This is a genomic window from Brevibacterium spongiae (genome assembly GCF_026168515.1).
GTDB classification, from domain to species: domain Bacteria; phylum Actinomycetota; class Actinomycetes; order Actinomycetales; family Brevibacteriaceae; genus Brevibacterium; species Brevibacterium spongiae.
Window position 1 is genome coordinate 2,242,565 of the sequence record NZ_CP093443.1, and the last position, 17,836, is coordinate 2,260,400.

Sequence of the window (17,836 nt, forward strand, 5' to 3'; positions counted from 1 at the left end):
CTCAGGCCCGCGGCGCGGCAGCGGATTCGGCCAGGGCTGCGTACATCGCGTCCGCGACCTGCTCGCGCAGCTCGTCCCCGGCCGGCAGGTCCTGATCGGTCGGCAGCCCGGACGCAGCGGCGGCCTGTGCGGAATCGTCGACCGAGGCGTCGGCTTGCCGTGCTGCTTCCAGGAACAGCTCGAACTGGGCGACGGCCTGTTCGACGAGCATCGCCGTTCCGTCGACCGGGTGCAGGCCGTGGGCTGCGGCCGCGGCGAGGAATGCCGATTCCGCGGCGTAGGCGACGTCGAGGGCCACTGCTGCGCCGGCGGTGAAGGATTCGGCCCAGATCGGCTCGGGAACCGCCTCGGCGGGAAGGGTGGAGATGACGACCTCGGAGTCATCGATCCGGTCGAGCCGACCCACCGTGGTCGTCAGCCCCAGCTGTGCGGCGAGGTCGAGGACTCTCCCGGTCCGGTTCGGGTTGCGCACGCGAATGTCGACATGGGTGAGGTCGAGATCGCGGCAGGCCACCATCGCCGAGGCGGCTGTGGCCCCGGCACCGAGGATCGTCGCTCGTCCGGCTCCCGCACCGTGCTGATCGGGACACGCCGCCCCGTCGCCCCGGGCCCGGCTCAGGTGCGGGGCGACGGCACGGACGATGCCGCGCACATCAGTGTTCGCCACCGCGGTCTGGCTGCCGGTGCGGACGAGGGTGTTGCCGGCTCCGGTGAGAGCGGCAGTGTCCTCGAGCGACCAGCCGCGAATGCCGGCCAACTCGACGAGGCGGTCCTTGAGCGGCATCGTCAGCGAGAACCCCGTGTGCTGGGGATGCGCGTCGAGGAACGCCTCAAGCTCATCGGCGACGAGTTCGAACCGTGAGTACTCACTCGTGTCCAGGCCGAGGGCCGCAAACGCGCTGCGGTGCAGCAGCGGAGACTTCGAATGTGCGATCGGCGACCCCAGCACCGCAGCACGGATTCTCATTCCTTGCCGCCGTCGGAGTTGTGCTCCTTGAGCCACTTCCGGTAGATCTCGACGTTCTTCTGGTGCTCCTCGTAGGTCTTCGCGAACTTCGTCTCCCCCGTATCCGGGTTCGTGGCCACGAAGAACTGCCAATCGCCGTCGGCCGGTTCGAGGGCGGCTTCCACCGCGCCCTGGCTCGGGGCGTTGATCGGTCCGGGCGGCAGCCCCTTCTTCTTGTACGTGTTGTACGGCGAATCCGACTGGCGTTCCTTCTTCGTCGTCGTCAGGTCCGAACGGGCACCATGGATATAGGCCACCGTGGCATCGGACTGCAGCAGTCCGCCGGTCTGAGACTTCTCAGAGATCCTGTTGAGGAAGACGCGAGCGACCTTCTTGCGCACCTCTTCGTCTCCCGGTGATTCCTTCTCCACGAGGCTGGCCAGGGTGAGCACGCGGTTGGCGTCCTTGTGCTCGATTCCGAGTTCGTCGAGTTCGGTCTCGGTCTTGTCGACCATCTCCTGGACGACATCCTCGGCGGTCTTCGACTTCTTCATGTCGTAGGTCGCCGGGTACAGGTAGCCTTCGAGGCTCGGTGCGTCGATCTCGAGACCGTAGTCCTTCGGAGTCTTGTCGTCGATGGCCTTGTCGACCTCGTCGGCGTTCATTCCCGATTCGATCATGATCGCCTTGATCTCCTCGACCTGTTTGCCTTCGGCGACCGTGATCTTCGGTGGGGCGATGGGGTTGATGAGCGCCTCGACCGCGGCCTTCGAGCTCATCTTCTCCCGCATCGTCCAGGTGCCGGCCTGGATCGTCGCATCCCGGCGTTCGATCTCGTCGAGGAAGGGTTCGGAGTTCATGACCACGCCCTCCTCGACGAGCTGGTTGGCCACGGTGCGCGCCGAGGATCCGGGGGCGATCTCGATGGACACCTCGTTGGTGCCCTGTCCTTCGTAGTCGCCCTTGGGACCGAAGAGGTCGTCGAAGACTCCCCCGGCCGCTCGGACGCCGAAGAATCCGCCGATGCCGAAGATGAGGACGCAGATGACGATGATCGTCGTCGTCCGGCGCCGACGCATCATCCGGCGTCGCTTCTTCGCCCTGATCTCCGCACGGCTCAGTCCGTCGTCTGCTGAGAACTCACCTGGGAAGGGGTTCATTGCTCACTCTCCTCGTCGGGCATCTCACGGCCGGCGGGGACACCGGTGTTGTGTTCGAACTCGAGGGCGTTCTGCAGGATGATGACAGCGGCCTGGGCATCGACGATCTCGCGCCGCTGACGTGAGGACTTTCCGGCCGCTGCCAGAGCGTGGTGGGCTTCGACTGTGGTGAAGCGTTCGTCGACGAGCCTGACGGGTGTGCCCGTGGCAGCGGCGATCTTCCGAGCGAACTCCAGCGCCGAGGCGGCCGCCGCGCGGGCGGCCCCATCGAGGGATTTCGGATCGCCGGCGAGGAGTTCGATGGGTTCGTACTCCTCGACGATCTCGCGCAGTTCCCGCAGGGCCGCCGGTTCGTCCTTGCGACGCACCACGGCAAGCGGGGAGGCGAGGATGCCGTCGGGATCGCAGGAGGCGACCCCGATGCGGACCGAGCCGATGTCGAGGCCCAGTCGGCGACCTCGGCGGAAACTCACTGGATAGCCGCCTTGACGGCCCCGATCGCGGCCGGAATCGCTGCTGGATCGCTGCCGCCGCCCTGTGCGAGGTCGGGCTTGCCGCCGCCCCCGCCGCCGAGCTCGCCGCAGGCCAGGGAGACGAGCTTGCCCGCCTGCAGTCCGGCGGTGCGGGCCGCCTCGGTGGTGGCGATGACCACGACGGGTTTGCCGTTGCTCACGCCGAGCCCGAGCACCACGGCCTGTCGGTCGTGGACGCGTCCGCGCAGATCGGTGACGAGCGTGCGGATGTCGCCGGCGTTGGAGACCTCGCCGAGTTCGGCGACGACGAAGAGGGTGTCGCCCACGGTCTGTGCGGCGTCGAGGAACTTCCCGGCCGAGGCCAGCAGCTGCTGGGCGTTGAGACGGGAGATCTCCTTCTCCGCGTCCTTGAGCCGGCTCATGAGGTCCGAGACGCGCGAGGTCACGTCGGTGCCGGGCACCTTGAGCATCTCGGACAGGGAGGACACGATGGTCCGCTCGGCGGCCAGGGAGCGGAAGGCGTCCATGCCGACGGCGGCTTCGATGCGGCGGACTCCCGAACCCACGGAGGCTTCGGAGAGCACGGAGATCGGACCGACTTCGGCGGAGGCGCCGACGTGGGTGCCGCCGCAGAGTTCGCGGGAGAACGGGCCGCCGATGTCGACGACGCGCACCACGTTCGGGTACTTCTCTCCGAACAGGGCCATGGCACCGGACTTCTTCGCTTCGTCGAAGGGCATGTATTCGGTGCCGACCTCGTAGTTCGATCGCACGGCGAGGTTCGCGACCTCTTCGATCTCCGCCCGCATCTGCGTGCTCGGGGCTTCGGGGAACGAGTAGTCGAAGCGCATGTAACCGGGCTGGTTGAGCGAACCGGCCTGCACGGCGTGGTTGCCGAGGATCTCGCGCAGAGCGGCGTGGACGAGGTGGGTGGCGGTGTGGGCCTGAGCACCTTGGAATCGGTGATCGTGATCGACCGCGGCGAGCACTTCGTCGCCGACGTGGAGTTCGCCGTCGATGACCTCGACGCGGTGGGCGGGCAATCCCTTGACCGGGTTCTGCACATCGGTGACGCGGGCGGTGAAGCCGTGGCCGGAGATGAGGCCGACATCGGCGCGCTGACCGCCGGATTCGGCGTAGAACGGGGTGAGGTCGAGGACGACGTCGGCGCTCTGGCCGGCGGTGAGCACCTCGGTGGCGACGCCGTCTGCGACGATGCCGCGCACACGCGAATCGGCTTCGAGTCGGTCGTAGCCGACGAATTCGCTGGTGCCTTCGTCGAGCAGGGCTGAATACGCGGACAGATCGGTGTGCCCACCGCCCTTCTTCGCCTTCGCATCGGCCTTCGCCCGGGTGCGCTGCTCGCTCATGAGCTCACGGAACCCGGTCTCGTCGACGTTCAGTCCTGCCTCGGCAGCCATTTCGAGGGTGAGGTCGATGGGGAAGCCGTGCGTGTCGTGCAGGGCGAAGGCGATGTCCCCGCTGATGGTCTTCTCGCTCCCGGACAGCGATTCCGCAGCGTTCGCGAACAGCTGGGTGCCGGATTCGAGGGTGCGCAGGAACGCCTTCTCCTCGGCGTAGGCGACCCGGGAGATCCGGTCGAAGTCGGTTTCGAGTTCGGGGTAGGACAGCTTCATCGCCTGCATGGACACGGGCAGCAGTTCGGGCAGGACCTCGTCCTTGACCCCGAGCAGGCGCATTGCGCGCACGGCACGGCGGAGCAGCCGACGCAGGATGTAGCCGCGCCCCTCGTTGCCGGGGCGGACCCCGTCGCCGATGATGATGAGTGCGGACCGGACGTGGTCGGCGACGACGCGCATCTGCACATCGGCGTGTTCGTCGGCTCCGTATTCGCGACCGGAGAGTCGGCTGGCGACCTCGATGACGGGAAAGACCTCGTCGATCTCGTACATGTTCTCCACGCCCTGGAGCAGGAAGGCCACGCGTTCGAGTCCCATGCCGGTGTCGATGTTCTTCGCGGGCAGATCCCCGGCGATGTCGAAGTCGACCTTCGAGCGCACCTCAGCGAGTTCGAACTCCATGAACACGAGATTCCAGATCTCGATATAGCGGTCCTCGTCGGCCACGGGGCCGCCTTCGACGCCGTAGTCGGGGCCGCGATCGAAGTAGATCTCCGAGCAGTAGCCTCCGGGTCCGGGCTGGCCGGTGTGCCAGAAGTTGTCTTCGTTGTCGCGCAGCTGGATGCGCTCACGCGGAATGGAGGTCTGTTCGAGCCACATGTCGATGGTCTCGGAATCGTCCTCGTGGACGGTCGCCCACAGCTTCTCGGGGGCGAAGCCCAGACCGCCGTCGGCGACCGGGTTCGTCAGCAGTCCCCAGGCGAATTTGATGGCATCGCGTTTGAAGTAGTCGCCGAAGGAGAAGTTGCCGTTCATCTGGAAGAACGTGCCGTGGCGGGTCGTCTTTCCGACCTCTTCGATATCGGCGGTGCGCACACATTTCTGCACACTGGTGGCCCGGTTGAATGGGGCGGGTTCCCGGCCGGTGAGGTAGGGGATGAACTGGACCATGCCTGCGATGTTGAACAGGATGGACGGATCGGAGCTGATCACCGACGCCGAGGGGACCACGGTGTGCCCGTTCGCTTCGAAGTAGTCCAGCCAGCGTTGTTTGATCTCTGCCGTCTTCAATCCATGGCCTTTCAGATATTGTCTGTGCGCCGTCCGGCGGATGAGCCCGACGCGACACCTACTCGTGCGTACCCGCACTTAACAGGGACTAGTTTAATGGCTCCGTCGCAATATGCGATGTGGCGCGGCGTGCCGTGAATGCACGACTGCCCGGAACCGTGAGGTCCCGGGCAGTCGTGGCGGCGCGATGCGCTGTGTTCAGCAGATCAGCGCGAGTAGAACTCGACGACGAGCTGAACGTCACAGGTGATCGGAACCTCTTCGCGCTTCGGGGTGCGCAGCAGAGTCGCCTGCAGGCCCTCGAGGTTGACGTTGAGGTAGCCGGGAACTGCGGGCAGAACGTCCTTGTGACCACCGGCGGCGGCGACCTGGAACGGATCCATCGATGCCGAACGCTCGTGCACCTGGATGGTCTGGCCTTCCTTCACGCGGAAGGAGGGACGATCCACGCGCTGTCCGTCGACCGTGATGTGACGGTGGACGACGAACTGACGGGCCTGTGCCATGGTGCGGGCGAAGCCCGAACGCAGGACGAGGGCGTCGAGACGCGATTCGAGGAGCTCGACCATGGTCTCACCGGTCAGGCCGGGGAGGCGGTTGGCTTCCTTGTAGGTCTTGAGCATCTGGGCCTCACGGATGCCGTACTGCGCGCGCAGACGCTGCTTCTCCTTGAGGCGGACCGAGTAGTCGCTGTCGTTGCGACGACGGGCGCGACCGTGCTCGCCTGGAGGGTACGGGCGACGCTCGAAGTACTTCTCGGCCTTGGGTGTCAGAGCAATGCCGAGGGCGCGCGAGAGGCGCGTCATCCGGCGATTACGTGCTGGTGCTGGCACTGTATTACCTTTCATCAATGTGTTCTGTCACGAAGGGCCCTGAGGGTTCTCGCCCCGAACGCAACTGTTGTTTCCCCGGATGGGAAAGAGGGTTTGAGCGTCGAGATCCGCTCGCACCGACCGCCTTTAGAGTGCAGGCACAACAGCTGACCATCTTACCGGGTGGACGGCTCCTGCCGCAAAGCGATCATCGGCCGTGGCTGTGATGTTCCCGACGTCGACTCCGCTCCGACTGTGACGGAGTTCGGCTGCGGCCCGGTTCGGCTCCCGACGTCGCCGTTTATCCGGCCGTGCCGTCGCGGCAGTCGAGGGCGGCATCTGCGACTGCCGCTCCGGACCCGCTGTAGATGTTGATGACCGCGTGGACGCCGACTCGAGCGAAATGGTCGGCTTGGTCGGGGCGCTGGACGACTGCGGCGATGGTGCCGGGGAAGCCCGCGATCCGCAGCTGTTCGAGGGCGAAGGTGTTCGAATCGTGCAGCGCCATGGCCAGAACGACGGTGTGCGCGCTGCCGCCGACGACGAGGCGGTGCCAGAATTCGTGGTCGGTCGCGTCGCCTTCGAGCACCGTGAACCCATCTGCGCGCAGGGCTTCGGTGACGGTGAGATCGTTGTCGATGCCGATGACACGGCTGCCGCCGCGGTCGACGAACCTCTCGTAGGCGCCGCGGCCGATGCGTCCCATGCCGAGGACGACGACGTCGGCATCCCCGGTGTCCAGCGGGCGGTCGTTCGCGCGCAGTCTGGCTTCGTTCTCATCGGGCAGGATCGCATCGAGCTTTGCCACGATCTGGAGACTGTAGGCATTGGCCAGTGACGATCCGATCATGCCCAGGGCCACGGCAAGGGCGGTGATGGTCAGCCAGTTGTCGTCGAACAGACCGTTGTCGATGCCGACGGCGACGACGATGAGCGCGAACTCGGAGAAGTTGCTCAGCGCGAGGCTCGTGCGCACACTCGTGCGGTTGCGCAGCCCGAAGACGCGGCCCATGAGGAAGAAGCTGACGAAGTTGAAGGGCAGCAGGATCGCACACAGCAGGAGGGCCATGAGCAGATCCGACCATGTCGGCACCGCCTGGAGTCCGATGACGACGAAGAATCCGACGAGGAAGAGCTCTTTGACGCTGAACAGCGACTTCGACATCTCGACCGCACGTGGATGAGTGGAGAAGAGCAGCCCGAGCACGAGGGCACCGAGGTCACCGTGGATGCCCACGGATTCGAAGGCGACATAGCCGGGCCCCAGGGCCATGACCACGCCGAAGAGCACGAGCAGCTCCCCTCGACCGACTCGGTCGAGGAGCTGTCGCAGCACCCACACCGCAGGGATGACCAGGACGAGTGCGAAGGCCCAGGGGCTCGGCGGCTCTTCACCGGCGATCGTGATGAAGGCGACCGCTGCGAGGTCCTGGAGGACGAGGATGGCGATGGCGATCTGACCGTAGTAGGAACCGTCATCGGACCGGTCCTCGAGCACTTTGACGACGAGCACCGTGGAGGAGAACGACAGCGCGAACCCCAGCAGAGCAAGCGTCCCCACTCCCCCGCCGACGGTGACGATTCCGATGACGGCGGCGAGGCCGATCGTTCCCGCGCCGAGGAGGATCACCGTGACCATGTGCAGGGCCGCCGTGCCGTGTGCTTCGGGTTGGAGCAGGGACCGCAGGTCGAATTTCAGGCCGATGGTGAACAGCAGCAGGACGACTCCGAGGTCGGAGATCTCCTGGAGTCCGGCGAACGCGGTGAAGCCGAAGAGGTGGAGGAGGAATCCGGCGGCGAGGAACCCCACGAGAGGCGGGATGCGCAGTTCGTGGGCGATGAGGCCGAGTGCCAGCGCGGCGGCGATGGTGATGACGATGTCTGCCATGCCGTCCTCCTCGCTCGGCCGCAGCCGGGAGGCATTCGCACTCTGCCGCGTCTATTCCAAAGCTATCAGGGCCGGAGCAGACGCCGCAGGTTCTCGAGTCTCTCGGCCATGGTCCGTTCCATGCCGTTGGTGCTCGGGGTGTAGTACTGCTTGCCCCGCAGCGTCTCGGGCAGGTACTCCTGAGCGGCGACTCCGTGCGGGTAGTCGTGGGAGTATTTGTAGCCGTTCCCGTGGCCGAGTTCCTTGGCACCTGGGTAGTGGGCATCGCGCAGATGCATGGGCACCTGTCCGGCGAGCCCGTTCTTCACATCGGCGATCGCGGCGTCCAAGGCCCGGTAGCTCGCGTTCGACTTCGGTGCCAGGGCGAGGTAGGTGACCGCCTCGGCGAGTGGGATTCGCCCCTCGGGCATGCCGATGTTCTGCACCGCGGTGGAGGCGGCCACAGCGATCGGCAGCGCCTGCGGGTCGGCCATGCCGATGTCCTCGGCCGCCGAGATCACGACGCGGCGGGCGATGAAGCGCGGGTCCTCACCGGCGACGATCATTCGCGCCAGATAGTGCAGTGCGGCGTCGACGTCGGAGCCGCGGATGGATTTGATGAATGCGGAGACCACATCGTAGTGCTGGTCGCCGTTCCGGTCGTAGCGCAGAACGGTTTCGCTGCTGGCTTCCGCACAGCTCTCCTCGGTGATGAGGATCGGGCGGGCTTCGCTGCTCCCGGCTTCGCCGTCAGCGGACTCTGCGTCCTCGCCCGGATCCTCGCCAGTCTGCGCACGATCGGCCCGGGCCGCATCGGCCTGGGCTGCGGCGATGCCGGCGGCGGCTTCGAGCACTGTCAGCGACCGGCGGGCGTCGGCGCCGGCGATGCGGACGATGAATTCCCGCGCCTCCTCGGTGAGGGTGAACTGCCCGGCCAGTCCCCTCTCCGATTCGATCGCCCGGTCGAGCAGCCGCCCGACGGCTTCATCGTCGAGCGGGCGCAGGGTGAGCAGGAGGGACCGGGAGAGCAGAGGCGAGATGACGGAGAACGACGGGTTCTCCGTCGTTGCGGCAACGAGCACGACGAGGCGGTTCTCGACCGCGGGCAGCAGTGCATCCTGCTGGGCCTTGGAGAAGCGGTGGATCTCATCGAGGAAGAGCACTGTGGTGCGCTGATACATCTCCCGCTCGCGGCGGGCGTTCTCGATGACCTGCCGCACGTCTTTGACACCGGCGGTGATCGCGGAGAGTTGGACGAAAGTGCGTCCCGGCGCATGGGAGATGACATGGGCCAGGGTCGTCTTCCCGACTCCGGGAGGTCCCCACAGGATCACCGAGGAGGCGCCCGCCCGGTCTCCCCCGCTGGCTTCGACGAGCTGGTTGAGCGGGGACCCGGGGAACGTCAGGTGCTCCTGACCGACCACCTCGTCGAGGGTGCGCGGACGCATCCGCACCGCCAGCGGGTCGAGCGCGCGCCCGCGGGAGCCGTCGGAGGAACCGGCGAAGCCCGGACCAGGTGATTCCTGGTCCGGGCCGTCGGAGAACAGATTCGGTTCTTGGCTCATCAGGCCTCGGCGTCGTCGTCTTCCGGCTCGAAGTCGACTCCGGCCTCGGCGCGCTGGGCGTCGGTGATCGGTGCCGGTGCCTGCGTGAGCGGATCGAAGCCGCCGCCGGACTTCGGGAATGCGATGACCTCACGGATCGAGTCGACTCCGGCCAGCAGGGACACGATGCGGTCCCAGCCGAAGGCGATGCCGCCGTGCGGGGGCGCACCGAACTTGAAGGCTTCGAGGAGGAAGCCGAACTTCTCCTGGGCTTCCTCTTCCGAGATGCCCATGATCTTGAAGACCCGCTCCTGCACGTCCTTGCGGTGGATGCGGATGGATCCGCCGCCGATCTCGTTGCCGTTGCACACGATGTCGTAGGCGTAGGCCAGGGCGGCACCCGGATCGGATTCGAGAGTGTCGAGGAACTCCGGCTTCGGGGCGGTGAACGCGTGGTGCACTGCCGTCCACTGCCCGCCGCCGACGGCGACGTCTCCGGCGGCCTGCGCTTCGGCGGCAGACTCGAACAGGGGCGCGTCGACGACCCAGACGAATGCCCAGTCGCCGTCCTTGATCAGTCCGGTGCGCTCGGCGATCTCGTTGCGCGCGGCACCCAGGAGGGCGCGCATGCTCGTGTCTCCGGCGGCGAAGAAGATCGCATCGCCCGGCTGTGCACCGGCCGCCTCGGCGAGGCCTGCCTTCTCCTCGTCGGAGATGTTCTTGGCCACGGGGCCGGACAGGGTTCCGTCTTCGCCGATGAGCACATAGGCCAGGCCCTTCGCGCCGCGCTGTTTGGCCCAGTCCTGCCAGCCGTCGAGCTGCCGGCGCGGCAGGGATCCGCCGCCGGGGTAGACGACGGAGCCGACGTAGGGCGACTGGAAGACGCGGAACGGGGTGTCGGCGAAGAATTCGGTGAGATTGTGCAGTTCGAGGCCGAAGCGCAGGTCCGGCTTGTCCGAACCGTAGCGCTCCATCGCCTCGTGGTAGGTGATGTGCGGGATCGGGGTGGTGATCTCGTAGCCGATGAGCTTCCACAGAGCCGTGAGGATCTCTTCGGCCAGAGCGATGATGTCCTCCTGCTCGACGAAGGAGGCTTCGATGTCGAGCTGGGTGAACTCGGGCTGCCGGTCGGCACGGAAGTCCTCGTCACGGTAGCAGCGGGCGATCTGGTAGTAGCGCTCCATGCCTGCGACCTGCAGCAGCTGCTTGAACAGCTGCGGCGACTGCGGCAGGGCGTACCAGGAGCCTGGCTTGAGGCGGGCCGGGACGAGGAAGTCTCGGGCGCCCTCCGGGGTCGACTTCGTCAGGGTCGGGGTCTCGACCTCGACGAAGCTGTGGGCGTCGAGCACCGACCGGGCGGCCTTGTTGACGTCGGAGCGCAGGCGGATGGTCTTCGCGGGCCCCGACCGGCGCAGGTCGAGGTAGCGGTAGCGCAGACGCGTCTCCTCACCGACGGCACCGGAGTCCTCGGCGTGATCGGAGACCTGGAACGGCAGGGCCGCCGCCTCGGAGAGCACCTCGACGGTGGTGTCGATGATCTCGATCTCGCCGGTGGGCAGGTTCGCGTTCGTATTGCCCTCGGGGCGGACCGAGACGGTGCCGGTGGCCTTGACGACGGTTTCGTTGCGCAGCTGGTGGGCATCGTCTTCGCGGACGACGACCTGCACGATGCCCGAAGCGTCACGCAGATCGATGAAGGCGACACCTCCGTGATCGCGACGACGATCGACCCACCCGGTGAGGGTGACGGTTTCTCCTGCGTTTGCGGCTCGCAGGCTTCCGGCTTCGTGGCTTCGCAGCACCTAAGGCTCCTTAGTGATGTTGATGGTCGGGCGCCTGAACAATGATAGTCGGTGTCCGCTCACGCCCTGTACACGCGTGGCCACAGGTCATCGGCGTCAGGTGTCCAGGCGGCGGGGTCGGTCGGGGTCTGCTCCCCTGAGCGGATGTCTTTGACCTCGTGGCCTGACTCACCGTCGGTGAACCAGACGAAGGGGATATCGCGGCGTTCGGCGTACCGGATCTGTTTGCCGAACTTCGCGGCACTCGGTGAGACTTCGCAGGGGATGTCCCTGGACCGGAGCTGGGCGGCCACGGCATCGGCCTCACCGCGTTTGGCCTCATCGGTGACTGCGATGACGGCCGCCGAGGGGGTGCCGCGGGTGGCGCGCACATCCGATTCTTCGCCAAGGATGAACGCCATGAGACGGGAGACGCCGATGGACATTCCCACGCCTGGGTAGTTCCTCTTCCCCACCGCCACGAGTGAGTCGTAGCGGCCGCCGGAGGACACGGAGCCGAGCTCTTCGTGGCCGATGAGCTGTGTTTCGTAAACCGCTCCCGTGTAGTAGTCGAGTCCGCGGGCGATCTTCAGCTGCGCGACGACGACGCCGGGGGCCCGTTCCGCTGCGGCCCGCAGCAGGGTCGTCAGGGATTCGAGGCCGTCGTCGAGCAGCGGGTGTTCGACGCCGAGGGCACGGACGTCGTCGGCGAAGTCCGGGGAGTCCGACTCGATGGCGGCCAGTCGCAGGCACAGCTGCTGCTGTTCCTCATTCGCGCCGGCTTCGGCGGCGAGCAGCTTCGCGACCTCGTCGGGGCCGATCTTGTCGTACTTGTCCAGGCAGCGCAGCACCGCTTGGATGTTCGTCAGTCCGATGCCGCGGGCGAAGCCTTCGAGCAGCCTGCGGTCGTTGACGACGATCCTGATCCCCGGCACACCCAGAGGGGCGAGTCGGGAGAAGGCGTCGGCGACGGCCAGTGGGATCTCGACCTCGAAGTGTCCGGGCAGCTCACCATCGGCGATGACGTCGATGTCGGCTTGGATGAATTCGCGGTAGCGGCCTGCCTGTGGGCGTTCTCCACGCCAGACAGGCTGGATGCGGGCGGCCTTGAACGGGAAGCTCAGTTCGTTCGCGTTGTCTGCGATGTACCGGGCCAGCGGCACCGTGAGGTCGAAGTGGAGGCCGAGCGGATTGCGTTCGGCGCCTTCGGAGTGCAGTCGTGAGACGGCGAAGATCTCCTTGTCGATCTCCCCGTCCTTGGCCAGCTGGCTGATCGGTTCGACGGCGCGGTGGTTGAGGGCGGAGAACCCGTGCAGGGCGAAGGTGTGTTCGAGGGTGTCGATGATGGTCTTCTCGATCACGCGTTCGGCCGGAAGTCGTTCCGGGAATCCGGACAGACGGGCTGACTTCGCCATGGTGCTCCTTGCTTTCGGTGCGGTGCTGAAACGTATGTGTGTGCTGCGGGATGCAGCGGTGCTGCGGGGTGCAGCGGTGGTGCGGGGTGTCAGAAGAACGGGTTCGACGCCAGTTCGTGTCCGACGGTCGAGGCCGGGCCATGTCCAGGATAGATCGGCACATCGGGAAGCGTCGCGAAGGCCCTGAGCGATTCGGCCATTGCCTGCGCGTCTCCCCCGGGCAGGTCGACGCGGCCGATGGCCCCGGCGAAGACGACGTCTCCGGTGAAGATGATCTCCTCGTCTCCGTCGGACACGCGCAGCAGCATCGATCCTTCCGTATGTCCGGGTGCGGCCATCGCTGTGATCGTCAGCCCTGCGAATTCGAACTGCTGAGCATCGCCCACCTCGATGACCTCCGGTGCCTTCCAGTCGGCGACGAGCGGGGCGAGCATCGCGGCGAACTGTGGGCTGAGCGTCGTGGCCGGTGATTCCAGACGGTAGCGGTCGTTCTCGCCCAAGTGGACGGGCACGTTCCAGCGGGCGAGAACGTTCGTCAGGCCCAGGATATGGTCCGGGTGTCCGTGGCTGAGGAAGATCGCCTGCGGATGCAGTCCCTCTTCGGCCAGGAGACGTTCGAGCCCGGGCGCACAGTCGTGCCCGGAGTCGATGAGGATGCAGTCGCTGCGGCCTTCGGCGCGCACGGCATAGCAGTTGACGTCGAGGAATTCGGCACGGGTTGAGAACACATCCATGTGCAAAGTCTATCTACAGGCACGCTGATGGTTATGCTGGGATAACGTCTATCCCGTAATCGAGTGATCGGCGGGTGGAAAGACCCGCCGGTTCGACCGATGGAAACAAGGTGAGAACCATGTCGACCCCGAAGCCGACCCCCCGCCCGTCGTCCCTGCCCCGCCCGCAGGCTGCGCAGGTGGTCAATGCCAACCACATCGACCATGACGCCGAGGTGGCTCGCGCGGTCACGCACGGTCGCGCGGATGAGCAGGGCAATGTGTTCGTCACCACCGCCGATGGAGAACGCGCCGTCGGCCAGTATCCGGACGCGACGCCCGAGGAGGCGCTGGAGTACTTCGCGAAGAAGTACGTCGAACTCGTCGAAAGCGCGGTCCTGCTGCGCAACCGCCTGTCCGCCGGGGCTCCCGGCCGGGAGATCGTGTCCGCGGCGAAGTCGCTGCAGGAGACTTTGCCCGAGGCCAATGTCGTCGGCGATCTCAAGGGGCTCAGCGCGACTCTCGACACCCTCGTCGCCGATGCCGAGGCCACGGAGTCGAAGCAGGCTGCCCGCGCCCAGGCCGCAAAGCTCGCCGCCGCCGAAGACCGTGAGGAGCTCGTCGCCGAAGCCGAGGCTCTGGCCAAGCGGGATCCGTCGAAGATTCAGTGGAAGCAGTCCGGGGCCAGGCTGCGGGAGCTGTTCGCGCAGTGGAAGGACATGCAGCGCAGCGGTCCGCGTCTGCCGCGTGCGGTCGATCAGGAGCTGTGGGGCAGATTCTCGGAGGCTCGGAACACCTTCGAGCACAAGCGCAAGGAGTTCTTCGCCGAACTCGACAAGCACAATGCCGAGGGCAAGCGGATCAAGGAGAAGATCGTCGCCGAGGCGGAATCCCTGTCCGCATCGACCGATTTCCGCACCGTGTCCCAGAAGTACAAGGACCTCATGAGTCAGTGGAAAGCGGCTCCGCGCGCCTCACGGAAGGACGATGACGCCCTGTGGGCACGGTTCCGTGCCGCCCAGGATGTGTTCTTCTCCGCGCGGGATGCGGAGAACGCCGCCCTCGATGAGGAGTTAAAGGGCAACCTCGTCGTCAAGGAGGAGCTGCTGAAGAAGGCGCAGGCGCTGCTGCCGATCACAGACCCGGTGGCGGCGAAGAAGGAGCTGCGGACCATTCAGGACGAGTGGGAAGAGGCCGGGAAGGTTCCCCGTGCGGATATCTCCCGGATGGAGAACGGCCTGCGTGACGTCGAACGGGCCCTGTCCGAGGCGGAAGAGGCCGCGTGGCAGCGCAGCAACCCGGAGACGAAGGCACGTACCTCGGGGGCATTGAGCCAGCTGGATGAGTCGATCGTCGAACTGGAGAAGAAGCTCGAGAAGGCGAAGTCCGGTGGTGACGACAAGGCCGTCGCTGAGGCGCAGGAGGCCCTCGACGCCCGCCGCGCCTGGCGGGACCAGCTCGCACAGACGGCGGCCGAACTCGATTGAGGACGTGCCGAGCCGGTCGGCTGAGCAGCGTTCGGTGACCTGCTGACCGTCCACAGGTGCCGGTGATCGAGTCGGCACTTGTCCACAGGCCCCACGGTCGGCCTTGTCAACGCCTCCATACGCGACGATAGTCGTTGAGTATGGAGGCGTTGTTTCATCTGCGTGACTATGGGTACGAGCACCTCACCGAGCTCACTCTCGATGGTCTGCTCATCAGGCTCACCGAATCGACGTGGGTGTGCAAGGGGGCGATACTCTCCCCCTCCGACAGGATGGCGGCTCTGCACTCGGCGATCCCGCCGGGACTCGCCCTGTCCCATGACAGTGCGTGGTGGGTTCACCGCGGACTCGGCAGGTCACCCTCGCCGCTGAGCTTCATCACTCTGCCCAGGCGGCGCTGGGTCGCCGACGACGGGTTCGACGTCCATGAGATCGTCCTCGCCGCTGACGAATGGCTGCTCATCGACGGTCTGCCGGTCACCACCGAGGAACGCACACTCTACGATGTGCTCCTTCCCCACCTGAGAGCCCCCGGTGTCGAATCGGCGCGCAGCCTGCGCAGCATCATCGACGAGATCCCGGAGCTCTCGGCCCGGCGGTTTCGCGACTATCTCGGCGAGATCTCACGCCGACCCTTCGTCGCACAGATGCGTGAGATCCTCGACCGGCAGGCTCAGCCGCCGGAGATGCGATAGACGTCGAAGACGCCTTCGACCTTCCGCACCGCAGAGAGCACCGAGTCCAGGTGACTGGCATCGCTCATCTCGAACACGAACTTCGACTGCGCCACGCGAGCTCGGGAGGTGCCGACGGAGGCGGAGAGGATATTCACGTGTGTCTCGGTCAGAACCTTCGTGATGTCGGAGAGCAGACCCGAACGGTCGAGGGCTTCGACTTGGATCTGCACGAGGTAGATGCCGCTGGTCTTCTCTCCCCACTCGACGTCGACCATGCGTTCGGGCTCCCGTTTCAGGGAGGTCACGTTCGGACAGTCGACCCGGTGGACGGAGACACCGGATCCGCGGGTGACGAAGCCGAGGATCTCATCTCCCGGCACCGGGGTGCAGCAGCGGGCGAGTTTGACGAGCACATCGTCGACGCCCTTGACCATGACGCCTTCCGATGAGGAGTGGTGGCCCGAGGACTGACCGGTGCGATTGCGCGGTTCCGGCGGGAGCACGACCTCTTCGTCGTCTTCGCCGACTTCCTTCGCCAGCAGGTCGACGACGTGCTGAGCCGAGGACACGCCGTTGCCGATCGCGGCGTAGAGGGCGCTGACATCGGGCAGTCGCATCTCCGTGGCCACGACCTGCAGAGCTTCCTGGCTCATCAGCGAGGCGGCCGAGATCGAATGCCGGCGCATCGCGCGAGCCAGCTGTTCGCGGCCGTTCTCGATCGCCTCTTCGCGCCGTTCCTTGGAGAACCACTGACGGATCTTGCTCCGAGCCCGCGGGCTCTTGACGAAGCCGAGCCAGTCACGGCTGGGCCCGGCGTTCTCGTCCTTCGAGGTGAAGACTTCGACGGAGTCGCCGTTCTTCAGCTCTGTGTCCAGCGCGACGAGGCGACCATTGACACGGGCGCCCATGGTCTTGTGTCCGACCTCTGTGTGCACGGCATAGGCGAAGTCGACGGGGGTGGCGCCCGCGGGCAGGCTCATCACATCGCCCTTGGGCGTGAAGACGTAGACCTCCTTCGAGTTCACCTCGTAGCGGAGGCTGTCGAGGAACTCGTCGGGGTCGCTGACCTCCCGCTGCCAGTCGAGCAGCTGGCGCAGCCAGGCAGCGTCATCGACCTCACCTGCGTCGGAGACCTTGACCGAGCGTGCGGTGTTCGACGTCGCCGCCTTCGACGACTTGCCCAGGTCTTTGTACTTCCAGTGCGCGGCGACGCCGAATTCAGCCCGCCGGTCCATCTCGTGGGTGCGGATCTGGATCTCGACGGGTTTGCCGCCCGGCCCGATCACCGTCGTGTGCAGGCTTTGGTACATGTTGTACTTCGGCATTGCGATGTAGTCCTTGAACCGCCCGGGAACGGGGTTCCAGCGGGCGTGGACGATGCCGAGGGTGGCGTAGCATTCGCGCACGGATTCGACGAGCACGCGCACACCGACGAGGTCGTAGATATCGGCGAATTCGTGTCCGCGCACGACCATCTTCTGGTAGATCGAATAGTAGTGCTTCGGTCGTCCGGTGATCGCGGATTCGATCCCGGAGTCCTTGAGCTCGCCCTGCAGTTCGGCCGAGACCGTAGCCAGGTACTTCTCACGTTCGGGAGCCCGATCGGCGACGAGGCGGACGACTTCGTCATAGACCTTCGGGTGCAGGACCTGGAAGGACAGGTCTTCGAGCTCCCATTTGATCGTGTTCATACCCAGCCGGTGTGCCAGCGGGGCGTAGATGTCGAGCGTCTCCCGGGCCTTCTTCGTGCTCGATGAAGCCGGAACGAAACGCCAGGTGCGCGCATTGTGCAGGCGGTCGGCGAGTTTGATGACGAGCACGCGGATGTCCTTGGCCATCGCCACGATCATCTTGCGCACGGTCTCGGACTGTGCCGCCTGCCCGTAGGTGAGCTTGTCGAGCTTCGTCACCCCGTCGACCATGGCTGCGACTTCGGAGCCGAATTCCTCGGTGAGCTCCGCCAGCGAGTACGAGGTGTCTTCGACGGTGTCGTGCAGCAGGGCAGCGGCGAGCGTGACCGGGAGCATGCCGATCTCCGCGAGGATCGTCGCCACGGCGATAGGATGGGTGATGTAGGCATCACCGGACTTGCGGGTCTGTCCGCGGTGGGCCTCCTCGGCGACCTTGTAGGCGCGTACGACGAGGTCGGTGTCCGCTTTCGGATGGTTCGACTGCAGGGCCCGGATCATCGGACCGAGCACTCGGGGGTAGCCAGGGTTGTTCTGTGCCCTGGCCGCCCACCAGGCTAGGCGGGAGATGCCACGCGGACGACGCGAATCAGCGGACGAAGCCACAACATCTCCTCTCTCG

Annotated in this window: 13 protein-coding genes; 2 read left to right on the top strand and 11 right to left on the bottom strand. The window is 66.1% G+C overall.

Annotation, left to right across the window (positions count from 1 at the left end; genetic code table 11):
- Window position 1: 1 nt before the first annotated feature.
- From L1F31_RS10210 to L1F31_RS10255, 10 genes are all read right to left on the bottom strand, one after another.
- A complete protein-coding gene (locus L1F31_RS10210) occupies window positions 2-967 on the bottom strand; it encodes a shikimate dehydrogenase family protein (RefSeq protein ID WP_265417195.1) in 966 nt (321 codons plus the stop codon).
- Window positions 964-2,106 carry an endolytic transglycosylase MltG gene (gene mltG / locus L1F31_RS10215; RefSeq protein WP_265417196.1) on the bottom strand — a complete coding sequence of 381 codons (1,143 nt, stop codon included), beginning with the start codon at window positions 2,104-2,106 and terminating at the stop codon, window positions 964-966. The genes L1F31_RS10210 and mltG overlap by 4 nt, the downstream gene beginning before the upstream one ends.
- Entirely contained in the window at window positions 2,103-2,579 is a 477-nt protein-coding gene (gene ruvX / locus L1F31_RS10220; RefSeq protein WP_265417197.1) for a Holliday junction resolvase RuvX, read from the bottom strand. The genes mltG and ruvX overlap by 4 nt, the downstream gene beginning before the upstream one ends.
- The gene (gene alaS, locus L1F31_RS10225) at window positions 2,576-5,230 is read right to left on the bottom strand and encodes an alanine--tRNA ligase (RefSeq protein ID WP_265417198.1); all 2,655 of its coding nucleotides are present in this window, start codon (window positions 5,228-5,230) and stop codon (window positions 2,576-2,578) included. Before alaS ends, ruvX begins: the two co-directional genes overlap by 4 nt.
- 206 nt (window positions 5,231-5,436) lie before the next feature.
- Window positions 5,437-6,078: a 30S ribosomal protein S4 gene (rpsD, locus tag L1F31_RS10230; protein ID WP_373563639.1), complete on the bottom strand. Its 642-nt coding sequence runs from the start codon at window positions 6,076-6,078 to the stop codon at window positions 5,437-5,439.
- Window positions 6,079-6,343: 265 nt separating this feature from the next.
- Window positions 6,344-7,930, bottom strand: a complete 1,587-nt coding sequence (locus L1F31_RS10235) for a cation:proton antiporter family protein (RefSeq protein ID WP_265417199.1) — start codon at window positions 7,928-7,930, stop codon at window positions 6,344-6,346.
- A 65-nt stretch (window positions 7,931-7,995) separates the two neighbouring features.
- The gene (locus L1F31_RS10240; RefSeq protein WP_265417200.1) at window positions 7,996-9,474 is read right to left on the bottom strand and encodes a replication-associated recombination protein A; all 1,479 of its coding nucleotides are present in this window, start codon (window positions 9,472-9,474) and stop codon (window positions 7,996-7,998) included.
- On the bottom strand, window positions 9,474-11,255 hold the full coding sequence (gene aspS, locus L1F31_RS10245) for an aspartate--tRNA ligase (RefSeq protein ID WP_265417201.1): 1,782 nt from the start codon (window positions 11,253-11,255) through the stop codon (window positions 9,474-9,476). Before aspS ends, L1F31_RS10240 begins: the two co-directional genes overlap by 1 nt.
- 59 nt (window positions 11,256-11,314) lie before the next feature.
- A complete protein-coding gene (gene hisS, locus L1F31_RS10250) occupies window positions 11,315-12,649 on the bottom strand; it encodes a histidine--tRNA ligase (protein ID WP_265417202.1) in 1,335 nt (444 codons plus the stop codon).
- Window positions 12,650-12,738: 89 nt separating this feature from the next.
- Window positions 12,739-13,383, bottom strand: a complete 645-nt coding sequence (locus L1F31_RS10255) for an MBL fold metallo-hydrolase (RefSeq protein ID WP_265417203.1) — start codon at window positions 13,381-13,383, stop codon at window positions 12,739-12,741.
- 119 nt (window positions 13,384-13,502) lie between these two features.
- On the opposite strand from L1F31_RS10255, the gene L1F31_RS10260 reads away from it, so the two are divergent.
- Together L1F31_RS10260 and L1F31_RS10265 are read left to right on the top strand one after the other, a co-directional pair.
- Entirely contained in the window at window positions 13,503-14,849 is a 1,347-nt protein-coding gene (locus L1F31_RS10260; protein WP_265417204.1) for a DUF349 domain-containing protein, read from the top strand.
- Window positions 14,850-14,989: 140 nt separating this feature from the next.
- Window positions 14,990-15,544 (top strand): hypothetical protein, encoded by a 555-nt coding sequence (locus L1F31_RS10265; protein WP_265417205.1) that lies wholly within the window; start codon window positions 14,990-14,992, stop codon window positions 15,542-15,544.
- Here the strand turns inward: L1F31_RS10265 and L1F31_RS10270 are convergent.
- On the bottom strand, window positions 15,523-17,820 hold the full coding sequence (locus L1F31_RS10270) for a RelA/SpoT family protein (protein WP_283255770.1): 2,298 nt from the start codon (window positions 17,818-17,820) through the stop codon (window positions 15,523-15,525). The two genes, L1F31_RS10265 and L1F31_RS10270, sit on opposite strands and share 22 nt — an antisense overlap.
- Window positions 17,821-17,836 lie beyond the last annotated feature (16 nt).

Bases quoted from the DNA above. Each gene is read 5' to 3' on its own strand.
- mltG (WP_265417196.1), bottom strand. From the start codon at position 2,106: ATGAACCCCTTCCCAGGTGAGTTCTCAGCAGACGACGGACTGAGCCGT.
- L1F31_RS10265 (WP_265417205.1), top strand. From the start codon at position 14,990: ATGGAGGCGTTGTTTCATCTGCGTGACTATGGGTACGAGCACCTCACC.
- L1F31_RS10210 (WP_265417195.1), bottom strand. From the start codon at position 967: ATGAGAATCCGTGCTGCGGTGCTGGGGTCGCCGATCGCACATTCGAAG.
- rpsD (WP_373563639.1), bottom strand. From the start codon at position 6,078: ATGAAAGGTAATACAGTGCCAGCACCAGCACGTAATCGCCGGATGACG.
- L1F31_RS10235 (WP_265417199.1), bottom strand. From the start codon at position 7,930: ATGGCAGACATCGTCATCACCATCGCCGCCGCGCTGGCACTCGGCCTC.
- hisS (WP_265417202.1), bottom strand. From the start codon at position 12,649: ATGGCGAAGTCAGCCCGTCTGTCCGGATTCCCGGAACGACTTCCGGCC.
- L1F31_RS10260 (WP_265417204.1), top strand. From the start codon at position 13,503: ATGTCGACCCCGAAGCCGACCCCCCGCCCGTCGTCCCTGCCCCGCCCG.
- L1F31_RS10255 (WP_265417203.1), bottom strand. From the start codon at position 13,383: ATGGATGTGTTCTCAACCCGTGCCGAATTCCTCGACGTCAACTGCTAT.
- L1F31_RS10240 (WP_265417200.1), bottom strand. From the start codon at position 9,474: ATGAGCCAAGAACCGAATCTGTTCTCCGACGGCCCGGACCAGGAATCA.